Origin of the sequence: Amphritea sp. (assembly GCF_048266285.1) — a bacterium.
Classification (GTDB): domain Bacteria; phylum Pseudomonadota; class Gammaproteobacteria; order Pseudomonadales; family Balneatricaceae; genus Amphritea.
In genome coordinates this window covers 586,547-607,138 of the sequence record NZ_JBLWZV010000001.1, presented here as the reverse complement: position 1 = coordinate 607,138, position 20,592 = coordinate 586,547, and the positions used below count along the sequence as shown (strand labels likewise).

Annotated in this window: 21 protein-coding genes and 1 pseudogene; 4 read left to right on the top strand and 18 right to left on the bottom strand. The window is 47.0% G+C overall.

Annotated features, from left to right (window positions below):
• Positions 1 to 35: 35 nt before the first annotated feature.
• The 7 genes from yghU to ACN0T0_RS02855 all read right to left on the bottom strand — a co-directional run bounded on the left by yghU (position 36) and on the right by ACN0T0_RS02855 (position 5,077).
• Complete coding sequence (yghU, locus tag ACN0T0_RS02885) at positions 36 to 896, bottom strand: glutathione-dependent disulfide-bond oxidoreductase (protein ID WP_417223061.1); 861 nt, start codon at positions 894 to 896, stop codon at positions 36 to 38.
• A gap of 20 nt (positions 897 to 916) precedes the next feature.
• Entirely contained in the window at positions 917 to 1,597 is a 681-nt protein-coding gene (locus tag ACN0T0_RS02880) for a glutathione S-transferase family protein (protein ID WP_417223058.1), read from the bottom strand.
• A gap of 353 nt (positions 1,598 to 1,950) precedes the next feature.
• Positions 1,951 to 2,625 (bottom strand): haloacid dehalogenase type II, encoded by a 675-nt coding sequence (locus tag ACN0T0_RS02875; protein WP_417223056.1) that lies wholly within the window; start codon positions 2,623 to 2,625, stop codon positions 1,951 to 1,953.
• 104 nt (positions 2,626 to 2,729) lie between these two features.
• Positions 2,730 to 3,050 (bottom strand): hypothetical protein, encoded by a 321-nt coding sequence (locus tag ACN0T0_RS02870; protein ID WP_417223054.1) that lies wholly within the window; start codon positions 3,048 to 3,050, stop codon positions 2,730 to 2,732.
• Between the two features lie 6 nt (positions 3,051 to 3,056).
• Complete coding sequence (locus ACN0T0_RS02865; RefSeq protein WP_417223051.1) at positions 3,057 to 3,188, bottom strand: hypothetical protein; 132 nt, start codon at positions 3,186 to 3,188, stop codon at positions 3,057 to 3,059.
• A gap of 164 nt (positions 3,189 to 3,352) precedes the next feature.
• Positions 3,353 to 3,904 carry a carboxymuconolactone decarboxylase family protein gene (locus ACN0T0_RS02860; protein WP_417223049.1) on the bottom strand — a complete coding sequence of 184 codons (552 nt, stop codon included), beginning with the start codon at positions 3,902 to 3,904 and terminating at the stop codon, positions 3,353 to 3,355.
• 267 nt (positions 3,905 to 4,171) lie between these two features.
• On the bottom strand, positions 4,172 to 5,077 hold the full coding sequence (locus ACN0T0_RS02855) for a LysR family transcriptional regulator (protein ID WP_417223047.1): 906 nt from the start codon (positions 5,075 to 5,077) through the stop codon (positions 4,172 to 4,174).
• Between the two features lie 103 nt (positions 5,078 to 5,180).
• Here ACN0T0_RS02855 and ACN0T0_RS02850 point away from each other — a divergent pair, with 103 nt between their 5' ends.
• Positions 5,181 to 5,924 carry an SDR family oxidoreductase gene (locus ACN0T0_RS02850; RefSeq protein WP_417223044.1) on the top strand — a complete coding sequence of 248 codons (744 nt, stop codon included), beginning with the start codon at positions 5,181 to 5,183 and terminating at the stop codon, positions 5,922 to 5,924.
• Between the two features lie 114 nt (positions 5,925 to 6,038).
• Positions 6,039 to 7,026, top strand: a pseudogene (locus tag ACN0T0_RS02845) (IS5 family transposase).
• A 162-nt stretch (positions 7,027 to 7,188) separates the two neighbouring features.
• Here the strand turns inward: ACN0T0_RS02845 and ACN0T0_RS02840 are convergent.
• From ACN0T0_RS02840 to paaN, 11 genes are all read right to left on the bottom strand, one after another.
• Positions 7,189 to 8,466 (bottom strand): type II toxin-antitoxin system HipA family toxin, encoded by a 1,278-nt coding sequence (locus tag ACN0T0_RS02840; protein WP_417223041.1) that lies wholly within the window; start codon positions 8,464 to 8,466, stop codon positions 7,189 to 7,191.
• On the bottom strand, positions 8,463 to 8,798 hold the full coding sequence (locus tag ACN0T0_RS02835) for a helix-turn-helix domain-containing protein (RefSeq protein ID WP_417223039.1): 336 nt from the start codon (positions 8,796 to 8,798) through the stop codon (positions 8,463 to 8,465). Before ACN0T0_RS02835 ends, ACN0T0_RS02840 begins: the two co-directional genes overlap by 4 nt.
• Positions 8,799 to 9,280: 482 nt before the next feature.
• Complete coding sequence (locus ACN0T0_RS02830; protein ID WP_417223036.1) at positions 9,281 to 9,967, bottom strand: hypothetical protein; 687 nt, start codon at positions 9,965 to 9,967, stop codon at positions 9,281 to 9,283.
• 88 nt (positions 9,968 to 10,055) lie between these two features.
• Positions 10,056 to 10,424, bottom strand: a complete 369-nt coding sequence (locus tag ACN0T0_RS02825) for a DUF3703 domain-containing protein (protein ID WP_417223035.1) — start codon at positions 10,422 to 10,424, stop codon at positions 10,056 to 10,058.
• 84 nt (positions 10,425 to 10,508) lie between these two features.
• Positions 10,509 to 11,597, bottom strand: a complete 1,089-nt coding sequence (locus ACN0T0_RS02820; protein WP_417223032.1) for a hypothetical protein — start codon at positions 11,595 to 11,597, stop codon at positions 10,509 to 10,511.
• Between the two features lie 103 nt (positions 11,598 to 11,700).
• A complete protein-coding gene (locus tag ACN0T0_RS02815; protein ID WP_417223030.1) occupies positions 11,701 to 12,534 on the bottom strand; it encodes a hypothetical protein in 834 nt (277 codons plus the stop codon).
• Between the two features lie 498 nt (positions 12,535 to 13,032).
• On the bottom strand, positions 13,033 to 14,079 hold the full coding sequence (sppA, locus tag ACN0T0_RS02810) for a signal peptide peptidase SppA (RefSeq protein ID WP_417223027.1): 1,047 nt from the start codon (positions 14,077 to 14,079) through the stop codon (positions 13,033 to 13,035).
• Positions 14,080 to 14,119: 40 nt separating this feature from the next.
• Positions 14,120 to 14,782 (bottom strand): HAD-IIIA family hydrolase, encoded by a 663-nt coding sequence (locus tag ACN0T0_RS02805; RefSeq protein WP_417223025.1) that lies wholly within the window; start codon positions 14,780 to 14,782, stop codon positions 14,120 to 14,122.
• A 141-nt stretch (positions 14,783 to 14,923) separates the two neighbouring features.
• Entirely contained in the window at positions 14,924 to 15,667 is a 744-nt protein-coding gene (locus tag ACN0T0_RS02800) for an SDR family oxidoreductase (protein WP_417223022.1), read from the bottom strand.
• Between the two features lie 119 nt (positions 15,668 to 15,786).
• Positions 15,787 to 16,572 (bottom strand): enoyl-CoA hydratase-related protein, encoded by a 786-nt coding sequence (locus tag ACN0T0_RS02795; RefSeq protein ID WP_417223019.1) that lies wholly within the window; start codon positions 16,570 to 16,572, stop codon positions 15,787 to 15,789.
• A gap of 117 nt (positions 16,573 to 16,689) precedes the next feature.
• Complete coding sequence (gene paaN, locus ACN0T0_RS02790) at positions 16,690 to 18,369, bottom strand: phenylacetic acid degradation protein PaaN (RefSeq protein WP_417223016.1); 1,680 nt, start codon at positions 18,367 to 18,369, stop codon at positions 16,690 to 16,692.
• Between the two features lie 568 nt (positions 18,370 to 18,937).
• Here paaN and paaF point away from each other — a divergent pair.
• Together paaF and paaG are read left to right on the top strand one after the other, a co-directional pair.
• Entirely contained in the window at positions 18,938 to 19,717 is a 780-nt protein-coding gene (gene paaF / locus ACN0T0_RS02785; RefSeq protein ID WP_417223014.1) for a 2,3-dehydroadipyl-CoA hydratase PaaF, read from the top strand.
• A 4-nt stretch (positions 19,718 to 19,721) separates the two neighbouring features.
• On the top strand, positions 19,722 to 20,513 hold the full coding sequence (gene paaG, locus ACN0T0_RS02780) for a 2-(1,2-epoxy-1,2-dihydrophenyl)acetyl-CoA isomerase PaaG (RefSeq protein ID WP_417223011.1): 792 nt from the start codon (positions 19,722 to 19,724) through the stop codon (positions 20,511 to 20,513).
• The last annotated feature ends 79 nt before the right edge of the window (positions 20,514 to 20,592 follow it).

Here is a 20,592-nt window from a genome sequence, read left to right as displayed (position 1 = left end):
AATACCCTAGCCACTGCATTGGCAATGCATTCATATTAGCGTGGCTCTAGCGCTAACACCTTATCGATATCGGCAGCCGAATGACGTTCGGGTAGCTGTTCCCAGGCTTCACCCCAAGAACGGTTGACGATACGACCTCGTTGTACCCCTTCACGCAGTGCCAGCATATTGGCCCAACGCACCACATGAGGATAACTGTCAACTTGCAGAAACTCTGCTGCATCATACAAGTTGCCTAGGACCAAATTACCGTACCACGGCCAGATAGCCATATCGGCAATACTATATGTTTCGCCAGATACATAGCTATTGTTTGCCAGTTGCTGATTCAATACGTCTAATTGACGCTTAGTTTCCATGGCAAAACGGTTGATCGGGTATTCTTGTTTTTCATCTGCGTAAGCATAAAAATGACCAAACCCACCGCCTAAAAATGGGGCCGAACCTTGCGCCCAAAACAACCAATTAAACACCTGCGTGCGTGCTGCCCCGGCTTTCGGCAGAAACTGCCCAAACTTCTCAGCGAGATGCACAAGAATCGATGCTGATTCAAAAACGTTAACCGCTTCATCACCCGACTGATCGAGCAACGCAGGGATTTTCGAGTTTGGATTAACGCCAACAAAACCTGACGAAAACTGCTGAGCTTCGCCAATGTTAATCAGAAAAGCATCATATTCCGCGGCTTTAATCCCTAGAGCCAATAGCTCTTCGAGCATAATGGTGACTTTTTGGCCGTTCGGCGTACCAAGAGAATAAAGCTGTAAAGCATGCTCACCAACCGGCAAAGCTTGCTCATAGCGCGCCCCAGCTTCAGGGCTATTGATATTCGCCCACTTATTGGCAACATCGGTCTCATTGACCCAAATTTTAGGGGGTACGTATTGGTTTCCCACGCTTTTCACTCCTTGCGTAATTAAGCGTTTTTAGCAAAGTTTTGCGGGAAGAGTGCCCGAGCGGCCTCTTCATCAAACTCTGATTTAAACTGAATATCGTTATCAATGTTGCGGGCCCGCTCTACTGCAGGACGCGCATTGATGCTGTTGAACCAACGTTTCAGGTTAGGATAGCTCTCTAAGCCGTCGCCGCCTAACACAGGCATCGCCTTATCGATCCAACCCCATGCTGAGATATCCGCAATAGAATATTCATCACCAACGATAAATTCACGACCTTCCATATGCGCTTCTAGCACTTCATAGTGACGTTCAGCTTCACGCAGATAACGATTAATCGCATAAGGTACTTGTTCTGGTGCTTTATGTCTAAAGTGAACCGACTGACCAGAAAAAGGACCTAAACCGGTTGCGATAAACATCAGCCAAGAGAGCATCTCACCACGATCTTCGGCTTTACCGGCAAACTGACCTGTTTTTTCAGATAGATACATCAAGATAGCATTAGAATCAAACACCCGCTTACCGGCATCTTCCAGCGCGGGAGTCTTACCATTCGGATTGATGGCACGGTATTCAGCGGTGTGCTGTTCACCCTTCATCGTATCGACAGGGATCAACTCATAAGGCAGACCGCTCTCTTCTAAGAACAGCGCAACTTTCATGGGGTTTGGCGTTTGGTGGAAGTAAAACTTGAACATCGTATTATCCTATTTGCGTCATTAATTTTTATTGGACCGAAACGGTTATGACTTAATTCTGGAACCACTATAAACATAAATGAACGATCGTTCAAGTATATTTACAACCCAAATTAGCCACCTTAACTAAGGTGGAATTCAGGCAATACAAGCACATTAATGAGGGTTATTAACCTAAGGCGAAAACCTAAAAGACAAACACAAAAGAACCGCCAATATTAACTGTTGGCAACGATTTAAAACCATAAGATGAGATGATGCGAGCTAAGGATAACCACCGCCATCACATTAATGCCCTACTTAAAAATAGCAAAAACCTGCCATCAATTGTCACCACACCCTACCACACCCTATTATTGATCAGTGGCAATAATCTGAGCTGCAATAGCATCCATCGTTAAAGCATAGATGTCAGGTTTGATATAGAGTGGATTATAGGGCGCACCGGATCGGTCGATATAAGCCCCCTGCAAACCTACACTCATGGCACCATGAATATCCCAATCATGGGTTGCGACCAGCCTTAACTGATCCTTCGACTGCCCGAGCTTCGTGGCCGCAAATTGATATGCAGTCGGGCTTGGCTTAAAGGTACCGGCCTCCTCAACGGAAATAACTTCATCAAAATAGGGCCCTAACCCGGCATTGTTAATCTGATTTTCGATTAAGCTAAGCGATGAGTTAGAGAAAGCCACCACCCGAAAGCCCGCGGCCCTTAATGCGGTCAACGCCGTTTTGATATCGTCATGGGCGGGTAAACTAGAAAAGCCACCCAATACATCATCAATCACGTCAGTCGTCAGTTGAATGCCCTTTTTGGCGGCAAGGGTTTCAAGCATGATTTTAGAAAGCGTAGCAAAGTTGGTGTTAACGCCGGTAATCATCGATACCGTTGAGGCATGCAATAACATCGAAAACCAGGTGTCGGTATAATGCTCATCACCGAAAATGGCTTTAAATTTTGGCCTTAAAACGGTGAGATTTAAAACCGTCTCATTTATGTCAAATAAAATCGTTGTTTGCTTCATAAAAAACGCCTCGTTTTATCCCTTTAGTGCTTGCCACTATTGCTCAGCATTCATAGTACTCAGATCTATGGAAAGGTGCTTGCCAAACAGACACGCTGTAAATATTAGCCCTTATTTACTGTTTTGCGATAAGTATACAAAACAGCCGTAATCGCGGCGAAAAACAGTAAGTGCAACCAAAACTTAACATCCAAGCTAACATTCAAGCCCGGTAATTTTTCTAGCTGTAGATGCTGAAAGGATACCAACTGCACAATCATAGCGTTGGCGGGCGGCGCTATCACCGTTGTGATCCATGTGAATATCAGCGTAAACAAGGCAATACGGGTTAACCGCATCGTGCTTAACAGCAGCACCCCACATAACAGACCATAAAACACCGAGACGGCTAAATGCGCCACCCATGCGATGATGATGGCAGTCACACGACCTCAATCTCCCAGGGTCTGATAAGAGCCCGCATGACGGCTCGTCAGCGTCTCCATGCCAAACATTGGCTGAATAAGAATGAAGACAACGCCCGCCACAACGCCAAGCATCGCCGCCATCACGAGAAGTGGCATACGCAAATCACGCGACAGTGGCGTTAACGAAGGATTCGAGGTGTGGGTGCTGATCACTGACATAAGGTTCTCTTAATAATATCGATTGCTATGCATTGTTAATAAGCGATAAGGCCGCGATCAATCACGGCCTATGTATCATCAATCTCGCTTAAACCCAACGGTTATGCTTTCTGCCAAGCAAACTTTTCAAAGACAGTATCAACCGGCGTTTCCGCAATATGATTCACATAGTTACTAATAACCTTCTGGGATAAGCCGAGCACGATCTCCAGCAATTGACGCTCACCATAACCCACCGCATAGAACGCTTGCACCTCTTCATCGGTCAGATTACCGCGATTGCGTACCATCGCCAGTGTCGTGTCATGCAGCGCTTGTAGCTTAGCGGTTGGCATGGCGGTTTCGTTTCTCAGCGCTTCAGTCAATGCAGCATCAACCTGCATCATATGCGCGATACCCGTATGGGCTGGTACACAATAGTGACATTCATGCTCAACGTTAATCGTCTGCCAAACAACGGTTAACTCTTCTTTATCAAAGGATGAATTAACAAACAGCTCATGCAGTTTTTGATAGCCTTCGAGCAACCCCGGTGCGCTGGCCAACACCCCATGCAGCCCTGGAATACGACCGTTAGCCTTAAGTGACTTGGCGAGAAAATCTTGGCTCTCTTGTGGGGCGGTATCAAGATCGTGAATCGTTAAGGTGGTCATGCTTGTCTCTCCAGATGCCATTGAATAGCACCAATAGTGATGAAATAGGTTTGAAAAAATTGCTTCAGTGAGAGAACTATAGCCATACTTGAACGATCGATCAATCAATTTATGAACGATTGTTCAAAATAAATTAGAAGCCCTGTACGGACCTGCCTGTAGGGGGTTGTGGGGAGGGATGGCTAGATACCAGCCCTTACCCGATTATGATTTTCAAAATGATTATTTGAATACTAAGCCAAAATAACTTAGCTGTTAACAATCTGATCACAATATCGGCGCCATATACTCCGAGCAGTAACTGATTAAACGACGTAAACGACTTGGCAGCATGCGCTGTGATGGGTAAATAACATGTGCGGGGATACTTTGAGGCATCCAACCGGGAAGAATAGATATAAGCCGCTCAGAAACAAGGTCTTGCTGTATTAACCAAGTTGGCAATAAGGCAATACCAAGCCCCATTCGTATTGCTTCGCGTATACCGGTGACACCTTCGGTTGCAAGAACCGATGATACCGAAATGGACTGTTTTTGACCGTCTTTGGTGTAGAAAGTCATATTATTGGTACTATTGAACTGACTTCCTTTTAAGGTTACCCACGGCCATGATTCTATGTCAGTAGGCGAATCAACCTGCTTACCTTGTAAGAAGCCAGGGGAGCATACGATTAGCCGTTGTATGCTCCCGATGCGCTTTGCAATGATACTGTCGTCAGTAATATTTCCCGCGATGATGCCAACATCGTGGCCTTCCTCAATCATATGAATCGGCCGGTTCGAATAGGACAGGTCTATCGTGATACCGGGATGCGCTTCAATAAAGCTCGCGATCATTCGGCTTACAACTGACTGTCCAAAGTCAATCGTCGAAAAGAGGCGTATATGGCCTTCTAGTTGTTTCTGTTCAGCGCGTAATCTATTTTCTGACTCTTCAACTAGCTCAATAATCGACTTAGCATTGGCAAGTACTTGATGGCCAGTCAGAGTCAAGCTCATTCGGTGGGTGTCTCGTTGAAGTAATGTAGTCCCAACCTCTCTCTCTAGTGCACTTAGATGGCGACTAACCGTTGGCTGTGTAGTGTTTAGCCTCCGAGCAGCGGCTGAAAGACTGCCACATTCAACAATAATGACAAACGTGCGTAACTGATAAAGGTTATCGAAAACACTCATACGAAAATTGTATATGAGTTATTTTATTTATGCCACTACCGTATAGCATTACGTCATGCAATAGTTTGTATCCTCAACAATGAAGCAATACTGAGGTTTATATATGAGTATTCAACTAACGGGTAAAGTAGCCATAGTTACAGGAGCCTCTAGAGGCATTGGTGCAGCCACCGCAAAATCATTGGCATGCGCTGGGCACAGCATTGTTGTCAACTATGTGAGCAATGAAACCGAAGCAAAAAAAGTGGTCGATGAGATAAAACACGACGGTGGTAAGGCAGTCGCTATTCGAGCAAATGTATCCGTATCTGCGGAGGCCTCGGCGCTATTTGATCAGGCCGCGACCATCTTTGGCGGTGTTGACATACTAGTAAACAATGCTGGCATCATGCATTTATCATCTATCGCGGACACTGATGATTCTAGTTTCGACAGTCAAATTGCCGTCAACCTGAAAGGAACTTTCAATACACTGAGGCTAGCAGCGAATCGGCTGCGTGAAGGAGGACGAATTGTTAACCTATCTACCAGTGTCGTGGGCCTAAAGCTAGAATCTTATGGCGTTTATGCGGCGACAAAATCGGCTGTGGAGTCTCTTACTGCTATCTTATCGAAAGAGCTACGAGGTCGAAAAATCACAGTAAATGCTGTCGCCCCAGGGCCGACAGCGACCGAACTTTTCTTCGAAGGAAAGCCACCTCACATAATTGAAAAACTATCCCAAATGCCCCCATTAGAGCGGTTAGGCGATCCTACCGATATTGCACAAACCGTATCCTTTCTCGTTAGTAACGACGGAGGGTGGATCAACGGTCAGGTATTGCGCGCAAATGGTGGGATAGTGTGATTTTCCGCCATATGGGTCCTGTATATGCGTTTTAATATTCTAACTTTTTGGTGAGGGAAGATGCGAATAAGTCCTTCTCATGAGACAATTAATTTTTAATCTTCGAGCTTGACCATGTCACATCAACTTACTTTTGCCGACAGTGAATTCAACAATAAGCGTCGTAAAACACGCAAAGAAATTTTCTTGACTCGAATGGACGAACTGATGCCGTGGGATCAGCTTGAAGCGGTGATTGAACCTTTCTATCCAAAAGCCGGAAAAGGAAGAAGACCGTATCCATTGGCCACCATGTTTCGCATTCATTGCATGCAACATTGGTACAACATGAGCGACCCTGCCATGGCGGATGCGCTTTATGAAATCACGTCGATGCGCCTTTTTGCTGGGTTGTCGCTGGACATCGCTATCCCTGACCACACTACTATTATGAATTTTAGGCAATTGCTGGAAAAACATAAGCTCTCCCGTCAGCTGTTTAAAGAGGTCTATAAATGGTTGTCCAGCGCAGGGATTTGCTTAAAAGAAGGCACGATTGTCGACGCCACCATCATTGAAGCCGCCAGTTCAACGAAGAATAAAGCGAAAGCTCGCGATCCCGAGATGCACCAAACCCAAAAAGGAAAGCAATGGTTTTTGGTCTAAAAGCTCATATTGGCGTGGACGCGAGAACCGGCCTGACGCATAGCCTAAGCACAACAGCTGCCAACGTACACGACATTACAGAAACAGGAAATCTGCTTCATGGCGAGGAGACCTTTATCTCGGCGGATTCAGGTTATCGAGGCGCACAAAAGCGAAAAGAACTAAAAGATATCGAGGCGGACTGGCTGATTGCACTGTTTATAAAAAGAAAGGGCCAAGTAAAGTACGTCTTCTCAAGAAACACCCTAGAATAAATAAGCAACCCATCCGAACGGAATACCTCAAAGCCAGTATCCGAGCAAAAGTAGAGCACCCGTTTCGGATCATAAAGCGTCAGTTTGGTTTTAGGAAAGCCATCTATCGAGGACTGGCTAAAAACGATAACAAGTTGGCGATGCTGTTTGCCTTAGCCAATGTGTTTAGGGTTGACCAGATGATACGGGCGGCAAGGGGTTAATCCGTTTAAAATCGAAAGAGAGAGGTTGAGTGTTTTGCGACTTCTTAATCGCATCTTCCCCAACATCATACGGTATAAAGACAGTACAAGAGTGTGCACCATGCACTCCCCTTTCATCGATCGGTTGCGTCACCACATTCGTGCTCGCGGGTAATCTCGGGGTCAGATCTTGAAGTCGTCTTGCAGCTTAGCCCAGTGCGATCTAAGGCCTTCTTTGTGAGATTCGTCCATCGGTAGAGTTTTAAGAGCCTCAGGCCATAACTCTCTAGCCTTGCTCATTGTATCGTCTAGGTGTGGCTTTATTGCCCTCCACGGAATACCCGATTTATCTGCCCACGCCTGAAAATGCGCCATACTGACGGTATACCATTCTTTGGTTTTACCGAGGTTGAGCGCATATTGGCTTTCGTTTTCGATATAGACGTTGGTTGTCACAATATCGTAGGCAGGAGATAGCCGTGGCGTGACCTTATCGGGATATAAAAAGCTCCAGTTCTTGAGATGCGCATCCCCATTCGCCAAGAGAATATTCACCAGCAAGCGTCTTGCGAACTGTTGAGCGTCGGCCAATCCGTCGCCAGAAAAGTTATAAATGACTTTGCCAATATTCTCGTAATTGGCTGATGTGTACTTTTCGTGCGGGTACTTCACTAGCATTTGCGCGAAGTCTTCCATGTGAATGCGTAAATCATCGTCACGATCAAATCGCTTAATGGCAAAGGCTTGGTTTTCATCGGGCAAGTTAATTTGTGGCAGATTGTCGAGCTTATCCAGCTCAACCAATTTGATCTCAGGGATGTCAACACCAACGAGCCCTGCCAGCGACATGGAGGTATATTCGTTCAGTGGCACAAACTTGTGCTTGGTTGAAGGCGTTTTGATGATCCAGTCACCCAGCACGTCACCCTTGGATACGTTATAGCGCCCATCCTTCTCCTTCATGGAAAACTTCATTTGTATGCCCGCCAAGGAAAACTTATTTTCTTGGCTCACTTTATCGAACTTAACCGCCTTAGCCTTTCCGTGCGTGCTCAGGACACGCTCTAATAAAAGGACGGGGACATCTTCAGGCTCCATTGGCGTAGCTTCGATTGCCCCCGGCAAATCTTCGCCAAGATACGAGAGAATGTGGAATTCATTATCCATGTGCACTTTCAGGCCTTGTGCGATCAGCTCACGTAATGATCCCTCTGGCAACAAGTTTGAAAGCACTGGATGCAGCCGTTGATTCCGTACCCATGGCGCAGCCATGAGCTTGGCTGCATGCGGAAACGCGGGATGAGTAATCAGACTGAATGTCGGGCGATCAGGATCGTTTTTAAATGAGTCGGCAATGCTCAATACATTGCGGCCATTTTTAAACCCAGCGAGATAACCGATCAGCACGCCATGAATTGAGAGCTTTAGAACATTTACTTCATCATGGCTGTCTGCGCTCATTCATTCTCTCCCAGCAAGCCCTGCCATGGATCATCGGCCAGTGGGTTGCTTTGTTCTTTTCCCGTCTGGCTTAGCATGGTTGGTGCCCCAGTGGATGGCGGGTTATCGTCGGCCAGTACCGCCAGCACCGCATTCAATTTTTCTTGTGGTATTAACAGCAACTCACTTTTAAGCCCCTTAGCGACAAGCTCAAGAGTATCAAGCCGAGGGTTGCCCTTGGATTCCAAACGCTGATATTGCTGGCGCGATATACCAACGCGCAGCATCATATCGTGCTGCTTGAGTTTCAATGCGATACGGCGTTTTTTGATCTGTTCGAGTAGTGAATTCATAATGAAACGTATATATTGCTATTTACCATTAAGCAACATATTAGTTTCTTTTATTGGCCTTAGCAACATATAAGTTGCTTTTATGGTATTGAAGCATTTTAGTTGTGAAAAGAAACATATATGTTGCTTTTATCGAGGTGCTTCTATGGGCTGCTGTTCGCTTATTGTGCTTGTTTTTTGAGGAGAGAGAGGCCGAGCCAAACCTCAAAGCCCTAAAAGCCCTCAGCCAAGAATCTCGGGGGCAGGCAGACGTGGCGTAGCTCGAAAACTCCGGGGATAAACCAAGCAGTATCGAATGCTTATTTAAAATCCAAAGGGTTGTTCGAGCTTCGTGATGGTAGGATTAAGCTTAACCATTCTGAGTGAAACGCCCTGTGCGAACCCGCATGCAGGGTGTCGTGGAGAGGGCTGGCTAGATACCAGTCCTTACCCGATTATGCATTGCAGCCATTGATTGGAAAGTACAAGCTGTAGATATGCTTTTATAATATTTGTCCACGAAATTGCTCGAATATCTGGGTCGCTTCCTGTTTGTACTGTTTAAATTTTCTCGTTTCTATTTGTGTGTATGGGCGGTAAACAATCAACTGATTGCCCGCTCCTTCTATATTAATTCCATCCAATCTTTCAATAAAACAGATCAATTTCTCACTGAATAATCTATTCACGGCTAATTCGTCATCACCATTGAGCAAGTATTTTTTTGAGAAATCGGGATGACTATCAAAATTAATATCTTTATACCCCAAGGCACTGACAAATATTTGTTGAAGCTCTTCTGCTTCGTGCAGGGAGAAACGGGGCAAGTTTAAATCTGAGGATGTAAAGTGAAAAATCCCCTCCCTAACTTGACGCGGCATATTCTCAGTGTTTCCTCCACTACGCCCTCGAAAGCACTCAAAAAATACCATTTCCATATTGTTTCTATTTTCATGCAATATATTTGTGAATTTTTCATGCCGGCCTCTTTTGAAACGCTGGAGGGGCTTAAGCCGATTTCTAAACGATCTATCAACCTTATCGGAGGTAGACATCTGTAGATCATTAGCAATTTTGATAAAATCCAAGGTTCGCTCTTTATCTTTTTTACTTAATGAACCCCGCATAAATAATATGAGCACCATCATAGTAAAAATGAAAACAATAGTTAAAATTTGTGCCACTTCCATTTTTTATCCTTCAACGATAAATCATTTAAAAATTATATTGCAGCAAAACGCCGCACTTTGCAGTCAGGCAATCCGTAACAGCGCCTTGTTACACGTTGGATTTAGCACGATCTATTATTTTTGCGTAACTTGAATTAATAGGAAGCTTTGTGAATGGGCCGATGTTGCTTCCCCCAGTGTTGCCCTCAGGTACTAATCCGAATGCAGTCTTAGTAAATGCCCCTACAATACGCAGCGCTTGACCCAGTAGCTCCCGAATTTTCCAATTTCTTATTGCCCAAGCAAACATCAATATATGCACCTTGGTATGTAGCAGCGTTGATGCCTGACCTAGTACATGTGCATTCTCTAGATGCTGAAACTCGATTTCCGGTTTTCCAGACTTGCGAGCCGCACGCGACAGGCTTATCTCTTCCGACACATAGGGCTCTATTTTTCTTCGATATTGATTAGGCATGAAACCTCCTAAACGTGTAACCCGTCATCACCGGTGACAAAGCCGAAGCGAAGCGGAGAGTTTGGCATCCGGTGAATGGCTTGGTTAGGTTTCTTGAAGTAGTGCCAACTGCCGGAAATCCTCCACTTCATCATATTCATCGTTCTCAAGGGGCTCAGTATTGAATTCGGGAAGTGAAAGCTCAAGCTTTTCTTTAACCGACTGAGCATTGTGGTATTCAAGTCTTTCTGTAAATTCCTCTACTATTTTTTCCCTGAGTTCCTTGTGAACTATCCCATCAACTTCTAGTGGGCCAATTTTCACGCCGAAAAGAGCACCAAACAATAAAGATCCTAAAATAATCTTTCGTCCAGTATCATCATCGACGCCAAGATAACTCCATACTGAGCCCGGCGACATAAACTCCGCGGTAGTCGCCAGCTTAAAGCCATCCTCTCTGAGAAGCTGGTCGAACAATCTTTGAAAGCTTATTTCTCCTGGATTTTCCGTAACCTCTATCGATCTTGTTAGAACCTCAAGATCAGTGAGAATCGAAAACAGCTGGGCCACACTATAGTTACTTATAGCATCGCTCTGATTTATTCTTGTAGAAAAGAAAAGCTTTCCTTCCGAAGTAAATATTGGGTATAGCATGTGGTAAAGCGTGGCCCAATACGGATCAATATTAAATACTGTTTGTCGAGCGGATATGCTTCTCTTCATTGCAGTCGGCAGATAATTTCTTCTGATTCTTGGCCCCCACCTCACAGGCCTTCGCAGCGAGAATGGCATTTCCGTGTAATCGCCAGTTTCTTCTCGAATTACCTTGACGGGGATATTGTCTATCCGAGGGTGTCCGACGATTCGTCCAACCATCAAGAAGCCCGAATCAATGCTTACTACGAGATCCCCCACAGACATTTCAGCGATGAACGTTTTGACTTGCCCGTACCGCCTTTGCGATCTGGCTTTCCAGCCTTCCTCCCCCTTTCTTCGTTCCAAGCTGTCAATTTGTGCCAACAGTGGACTCATTGCAGGAAAAAAAGGCTGATGATTGGAATGCGGAAGGTCTAGCTCGTCTAGGTGACCAATTGCAACCGTGCCTGCTTGCCGAAAATGGTCGATGTAATCTCCGCCTTGGGCTCTTACAACCCAGTACCTTTGGTTCTCGGGGCATTCAAAAACATCGATCATTCAGAAACTCCTATAAAAACCTAACGCCTAATAAAGCGGATAAAAATAGTTGGCTATAATCGCGAAGCGATGGCCAACTGTTTTGTTCCGTTTAAATGACTTGTTAGCCATTTCTTCCGGACAAAAGTCGATCTATGTTATCGAGTAATTCTTTATTTTCAATTTCTCCCATTAAAGCAATGTCCTGCGAATCAAGACCGTTAAGTGATGGACCAAAAACGCCATTAATTTGGCTATCAGAACCTCGAACTAAATATAAGCGGTCATGGAATACTGGCTTCTGAGGTAGTTGAGAAAATTGCACGTTAGTATAATTCTTCTCAATTAAGTTCTTTAGGATCTTTTGCGCACTCGAAAGACAATCTTCCCTTTCTTTCTGTATTGCAGATTTTGAAGGCCAACTTGGAATATGAACTGTAAATTTTGCTTCTTTCTCAACAGCTAAACTCTCTAAATATTTAATTATATGATCATAGCCACCACCAGCACCACCTGCACCGGCTTCACCAGCGTCAGCAAGTAAAAACCGGTCAGTAAAATACACATCTTTTATTGGAGTTTTAACCTTTGTTTTTCTATTCCTAGTCACAAGTTGCATAAATGCTGGCACAGAACTTTTTCGATTGATTCCTCCGGCAATCTCTAGATTGAAGCAGTCATTTTCATCGATAGATGTCTTTCGTTTAGTACATACTGGACACACATCACCATTTTTAGTTGGCTTTATTTCAGAACCGATTACTTCGCAGGAGCGCCCCCATTCACTTAGAACTTCTGTATCAAGTTCACCCCAAAATATCGGGAATGCGACTGTAGGTCGATTAAATCTTTCTCTTTCATCCCTGTAGAATAACTCGGGAAGAGTCTCTTGTATTTCTTTTCTATCTTGAGGACGACAAGGTAGTCCCATAGAAAACCTTATAAGCCAATTATTCAAGTACGATCCTCCCTTCCATAGTGTGACTATTCCCTTCCAGAAAAGCGTGCGTGCACACTATTTCAGTAACGAGTGGCCTATAAACGTGCAAACCAAATCAATAACCTATTGATTTTATTAATATTCAAAATATCACCAACCAAATAAACAGGCAAGCACGAAAACAAAGTGTGTCCCCTTTCCTTGAAAAGTTCAAATCATACTGTATATAAAAACAGTAAAAAGTTTACACCATATTCGTGCTCGCAATGGCCGTTAGTGTACAGAACAAACCTATGTTCACTGGATCTGCCCCGATCAAGCTTATCGCCCCTAAAAGGGGCTCCCACATCGGCGCTTTAAATGCCTCGTAGGAGCTGCCTCTGGCGGCGATAAATGTTTGATTGTATCGATGCGGTTCATTCCTGACTGCAGCTTATCGTCCCTAAATGGGGCTCCTATACTAAATAAAAAAGGCCGCGACATCTCTGTCGCGGCCTTGCTATAACAATAGGCGGTTTAACGCAGCTGTACTGAATTATTCAGCCCTAATTGGGTGGCGATGGTTTTACCAAAGCTGACGCCTAAGCGGTCAATTAACTGCTCCAACGGTGTGCCCTTCGGCGAGTAGTCGACCAGTTTTTCAGTGCCGACAATATCCCGCGCAACGGAACTACTGCTACCTAGGCCGTCAATCAAGCCAAGTTCTAAGGCCTGCTCACCGGTCCATACTAAGCCGCTGAATAACTGATCGTTTTCTTTCAAACGATCACCCCGCCCTTTACGCACTTGATCGATAAACTGTGCGTGGGTGGTATTCAGCACGGTCTGCCAGAACGCACGGTCTTTGTCTTCCAGCGGCGAAAACGGATCAAGGAAGGTTTTATTCTCACCGGCAATCAGGTTGCGTCGTTCAACACCCACTTTTTCCATCAGATCAACAAAACCAAATCCAGATGACACCACCCCAATAGAACCCACAAGACTGGCTTTATCGGCATAGATCTCATCGGCGGCGGCGGCAATATAATAGGCCCCGGAAGCACCGATATCGAGAATGACGGCATAGACTTTTTTCTCGGGATGCAAGGCGCGTAAACGCTTCACTTCGTCATACACATAACCGGATTGCACCGGGCTACCGCCGGGGCTGTTGATTCGCAGAATAACCGCTTTGGCACTGTCTTCAGCGAATGCCTTCCTCAGTGAGTAGATGATTTTATCAGCGCTGGCATCTTCACCATCGGCAATCACCCCTTTCACCTGAACCACGGCGGTATGCGTCTCGCTTTCATCCATCTCCGGCGTGAAGACATCAGCAAACAGATAGATTCCGAGAATGACAAACAGATAACCAAAGGTGAGTAGTTTAAAAAAGATCCCCCAGCGACGGGCGCTGCGTTGCTCTTTTTGCAGCCCCATCATGGTGCGTTCGATTAACCGCCACTCTTTGGTTTTATGCTCCTGCGGTTTGGCTTTTTGCGCCGATGATTGTGTGTCATGTTCCGACGAGTTGACGCTATCAGTATCCTTGCTGTCTTCTGCTTCCCAGGGATTTGAGCCCACTTGGTTCTCCTTACATTATCTGGCTTAAATTATGTCACTATTACGCTTGCGTTGATGAGGCCTGAGTCAACCAGCTTTCTAGCTCAGTAAATTGATGCATCAACAATACCGGCTTATAGGGGGTCAACCGATCGACATGATGGGCGCCATAGCTCACCGCAATCGTATCCATCCCTGCTCTGACACCCATTTCCAGATCAAATTCCGTATCACCGATCATAACGGCATCGGCAGGACTCAAGCCAGTTTCAGCAAGAATCTCTTCGAGCATATGCGGATGGGGTTTCGAGGTGGTTTCATCGGCGCAGCGGGAGCTTTCAAATAGATATTCAAGACCGGTTTGTTCGAACACCCGCGCCAACCCACGCCGACTCTTCCCGGTAGCCACCGCCAAGCGATAACCCTTCTCTTTTAAGTTGATCAGGGTTTGTTCCACCCCGTCAAACAGCTCGGTCGGGGTATCATCGGCGTTGAGGTAATAATGACCGTAACGATCGCGCAACGGTGCAATCAGGCTATCGTCAACACCGGGGATCAGCACTCGAATCGCTTCGGGCAGCCCTAGTCCGATAATATTACGTACCGCTTCATCAGATAGTTCCGGCTGATCTAGATCTCGGGCCGCCTTTTGCATACTGGAAATGATCCGCGCAGCAGAATCGATAATGGTGCCATCCCAGTCAAAAATAAGTAGCTTATACACAATATTTACCCAGCGCAGTTAATCGTAAAATTCAAAGGCCGATCTTACGTTAACCGCGCAGTAATGATAACCACGGATTTAAAATGGTTTTATATGACTATTTAACGTTCAACTGCATTGCACACAACATCGGTGCGGCAATTACTCCTGCATCATCGGCCGGATCAGCAGTTCACTCACATCAACATGGGCCGGTTGGGTTACCGCATACAGTATCCCATTGGCAATATCTTCGGCTTGCAGGTTAGGCATCTCGGCCGCATACATATTCTCTTTCACCGCCGCCCGTATCTTGTCATGCACGATACTATCGGGCAGTTCAGTCGCCACCGCACCAGGTTGTACATCTGTTACCCGCACCCCATAGCGGATCGCCTCTTTGCGCAAGGTTTCAGAGATCGCTCGAACCGCATGCTTAGTGCCCGCATACACTCCGGCGCTAGGATAGGTCTGGCGTGCCGCGATCGAACTAATATTGACGATATGGCCCTGTTTACGCTCGGCCATACCGGGATAAACGGCGTTGATCGCATACAATACACCCTTAATATTGGTATCGATCATCTGCTCCCACTCATCGACCCGGCCATTGATAATCGGGCTGATGGGCATGGTGCCCGCATTGTTGATCAAGATATCAACTCCGCCTTGCGCCGCGATCAATTCACCCACCTGTTGCATCGCCTGACGGTTGGCCACATCCGCCGGTGCAATACAGACTTGACGCCCCAACGCCCGAAGCTCCTGCGCTAATTGTTGCAGACGCTCTTCCCGTCGGGCACTAATCACTAAGTCAGCGCCTTCAGCGGCTAACAGCCGAGCTGTTGCCTGACCAATACCCGAACTTGCACCGGTAATCCAAGCCGTTTTTCCAATTAATTTCATAATATTAGCTCTAGCTACTTATCATTTACTTTATTTAATTCGAGGATCGATAAAAACACAAAAGCCGCCATGATTGAAGCTGGCGGCTTTATTCAAACAGTGTGACAGACTAGCAAAACTTAGCGGTTTTTAAACACCGGTTTACGTTTTTCGGCAAAGGCGTTCATGCCTTCAGAACAATCGTCAAAGGCAAAGGTCGCTTCGAATGCTCGACGTTCAAACCGCATGCCATCGTCGATGGATGCACTGACGCCCATATTCACGCTTTCTTTAATCAGCATCACCGCAGGTCGTGACATAGCGGCAATCTTGGTCGCAGTTTTCAAGGCTTGTTCAGCCAATTCATCCGCAGCAACAATCCGTGCCACTAGTCCAGCACGTTCCGCCTCTTCGGCGCCCATCATACGACCGGTCAGGCACATCTCCATCGCCTTAGCCTTACCCACCGACTTCGTCAGACGCTGAGTCCCCCCGGCGCCCGGCATCGTGCCGATACTCACTTCCGGTTGGCCAAACTTGGCACTGTCAGCCGCAATAATAAAATCACAGGCCATCACCATCTCACATCCACCGCCGAGGGCAAACCCAGCGACCGCAGCGATCACAGGCTTACGCGCATCATCAATGGCTCGCCAGCAGTCCCGTTGGATGAACGGAAAATTTCGATTATGCAGATCAGCAAAAGATTGATCTTTCATCTCTTTAATATCGGCACCAGCAGCGAACACCTGCTCACCACCGGTAATGATGGTACAACCGATAGCATCATCGGCTTCGAAGCGGTCGACCGCCTCACCCACTTCACGACATAAAGTCGCATTGAGGGCATTCATCGCTTCAGGGCGGTTAAGGGTAATAATACCAACCCCCTGTTTTACCTCTGTCAGAATACATTGGTAGCTCATAAGGCACTCTTGTCAGTCGTCAGTTAATCAGATTCTGTCTCAAGCGATACGCGACCAATCGGCCTGCGTATCACTCTCAGCAAACCGGCCTGTGATCAGGCCGGAGCGCATCAAGCATCAGGCGTGTTTACGGCTCTGAATCATACGGAAGCGGTTGGCCACATAGGCAAGATCCGACAGGGTCGCATTAGCCGCAGGGTTGCTACCGGTGGCATGGAAGTCACTGAAGGCTGCACTCTGGTTAACATAGACACCGCCAGTCAGGTTGATAGACAGCGCCACCCCGGCATCCAGCGCGGCTTCTTCAATTTGATCCAGCACCGCTTCGCTAGTTGAGTAACAGCCCATGGTAATTGCACCATGATTTTTTACCGCTTTATGTGCTAACTCAATCGAATGGTCGTTGCTGTTGGTCCGCACGAGGAAGCTAATCGGGCCAAACAACTCTTCCATATACGCGTCTTCCTGATCCGCATCCACGGCAATCAGCAGCGGGCTACGCATCCGCCCCTCTTTAAACCAAGGGTTTTCAGGACGATCAGATTCACGTACGACGGTACCAATCTTTTCACCCAGTTCTCGGGCGCTATCGATACGCTTGTCGGTCACTTCAGCTTGAATACAACCCAAGACCATCGCCGCACGTTCAGGATCAGAAAGGAAACGGGTAATACCGGTACTCAGTGCTTCAGCCACCTCATCAAAACTTTTATGGCCCTGATCAGTCTCAATACCATCGGCAGGGATGAAGATATCCTGCGGCGTGGTGCACATCTGTCCAGAATACAGGCTCAGGGTAAATGACAGGTTCTGAATCATGCCTTTAAAGTTATCGGTTGAATCGATAATGATGGTATTCACACCGGCTTTTTCGGTATATACCTCGGCTTGATGACAGTTTTGTTCCAGCCAATCACCAAACGGCGTATTACCAGTGAAGTCGATAACGCGAATCTCTTCGCGCAGGGCCAGCGCTTTGGTGCAGGGCTGTGCGGGATCAGCATCAATCACCATCGACGCAATATACGGAGGTAAGCCCTGCTCACTCAACACTTCCTGAGCAATTTTAATGGTCAATGCGGCAGGTAAAATACCAGCGGGATGAGGCTTAACAATAACCGGATTACCCGTTACTAATGAAGCGAACAGGCCCGGATAGGTATTCCACGTAGGGAAAGTCGAACAACCGATAACCAGCGCCACGCCACGTCCGGCAACGGTAAAGGTCTTATCCATCACCAGTGGGTCATGTTTACCCTGTGGCTTAGTCCAAGTAGCCGCACCCGGCGTATGGGTCATCGCATCATAACCATAGGCAATCGCTTCCAAACCCCGGTCTTGAGCATGAGGGCCGCCGGCCTGAAAGGCCATCATGAAGCCCTGCCCCGAGGTATGCATCACTGAATAACCGATCTCAAAGCTACGCTGATTGATGCGTTTAAGAATCTCTAGACAGATGCCGGTGCGCGCATCAACGCCAATATCACGCCATGCTTTACGCGCGGCATTCATGGCCGGCAGTAATACATCGATATCAACGGTCGGATATTTAATACCGAGATCAAAACCATAGGGTGACACTTCATTTCCGGCTTCACCGGTAATACCCGGCATATCCAGTGTAAATGAGCTATTCAGGTGCGCTTTAAAGGCACTCTGACCATCTTTATCGGCGGTTTCACCATACTTACGCGGGCTTGGGCTTTCCGGGTATGCACTATAGTAATCACGGGTACGGATAGCGTTCAGCGCGGCATCAAGTTTCGCTTTGTGCAATTCAAACAGGGATTGGCTCATACAAGGTCTCTTTATTTTATTCAGCCCGCAGGCTCTATATCTTTGCAGCACGACATCTTTAAGCGTTCGCTTAAATCAGCGCCATACTGCCTGCATACTGTTTATCAAACAGTTTAGAAGAGAGTCTTTATTTAAGCATTGTTTGCTCAGGCTAATCTAAACTGTCGGATGAAAATCGAAGTAAGTTAAAAGATACACTAAAGAAAGTGATACGAAAAGATAATTTATTGATAATATATTTGTATCCCTTTGCCGTTTTACGGTAACCTTTGGCAAGGCTGATTTGGCGCAGTGGCGCCGTCATCAACGGTGTACCCTCACCTAAGATGGATAAATCGCCCGTGACGAACAGAGTAAACGATGCCTATATCGACAGCTGTACGCGTGAATACCGAACGCTTCTGTCACAACTTAATGCTGTTATTGACTAGACGTACTGCCAAAGCACGCTAAGGTAAGCACAGCGATACGTACGATGATAAGGCTAACAAAGCCCGAATAATAATAAACGGTCGCGAGCCCTAAGGCTCTGCTACCCAATTTCGATACCCTTATGCTGAGATCAACCATGTCCGATTATCAAGATATTCTGGTCAGCGAACCGGAAGCCGGTGTCATCACCATCACCCTCAACCGGCCCGCCGCCCGTAATGCGCTGTGTAACAACCTGTTAAGAGAACTTGCCGATACCCTAGATGCCTCGATCACCGATGAGCGCATTAAAGCCGTGGTTATTACCGGTGGAGAGAAAGTCTTCGCCGCCGGCGCCGATATTAAAGAGATGGCCGAGCTAGATGCCGTTGGCGTGATGAATGATATTCGCCCGACCTACTGGCGCCGTATCGCCCAGTATCCTAAACCCATTATTGGCGCGGTTAACGGCTTCGCCCTCGGCGGTGGCTGCGAACTGATGATGCACTGCGATATCGTGATTGCCGGCGACAATGCCCAATTTGGCCAGCCCGAAATTAATCTCGGCATTATTCCCGGCGCCGGTGGCACCCAGCGACTGCTGCGCACCGTCGGTAAATCGATGGCTATGCAACTGGTGCTGTCCGGTGAGTTTATCTCGGCGGCACAAGCCCGTGACTTTGGCTTAGTCAGCGAAGTGACCATTCCTGAAATGAGTTACAAACGCGCCTTAACCTTAGCGAAAAGCATTGCCCGCAAACCGCCATTAGCGGTCCGTTTAGCCAAAGAATCGCTACTCAAAGCCTACGAAACCACACTCGAAACCGGCCTTAATCTTGAGCGAAAAGCATTCACCCTGCTTGCCGCTACCGAAGACCGTAATGAAGGCATCGCTGCTTTCATGGAAAAACGCCGACCAGAATTTAAGGGGAAATAATCCAATGACTTACCAACATATCGAATTTGAAATTACCGACGGCGTTGCCGTGCTAACACTTAACCGTCCGGACAGCCTCAACAGCTTCAACGGCCAGATGCACACGGAAGTCCGTGATGCCTTGAAACAAACCAAAACCAATGCCGCTGTCCGCTGCCTGCTGATTACCGGTAACGGTCGTGGCTTTTGTGCAGGACAAGACCTCAGCGACCGGGCGGTCGATCCCGATGCGGCGGTGCCAAATCTGGGTGAATCCATCGAAAAGAACTACAATCCAATGATCCGCACCTTGACCTCATTGGAAATGCCTGTCATCTGTGCCGTCAACGGTGTCGCCGCCGGTGCCGGTGCGAATATTGCGCTGGCCTGCGACATTGTATTGGCCGCCAAGAGCGCCAGCTTTATTCAGGCGTTCTGCAAAATTGGTCTGATTCCTGATTCCGGTGGCACTTGGACACTCCCTCGTGCAGTCGGCTTACCCCGCGCGATGGCATTGTCATTATTAGGCGATAAAATCTCCGCCGAGCAAGCCGAGCAATGGGGCATGATCTGGAAAACCTATGAAGCGGATGAATTAAAAGACGCTGCACTGGCCATGGCCAAACAACTGGCCACCCAGCCAACCAAAGGCTTAGCATTGATCAAACGCTCGCTGCACGCCTCAGCTAACAACAGCTTTGATGAGCAGTTGGATCTTGAACGCGATCTGCAAACATTGGCCGGACAGACTGAAGACTACCGCGAAGGCGTGAGCGCCTTTATGGCCAAACGGGCACCAACGTTTAAAGGCAAATAAGCACAGCAATCCCGTGAGATCGACGAACTCTACGCCCTGCGCGAGGTTCGTTTGACGCCGACTAAAACAAGACATACAA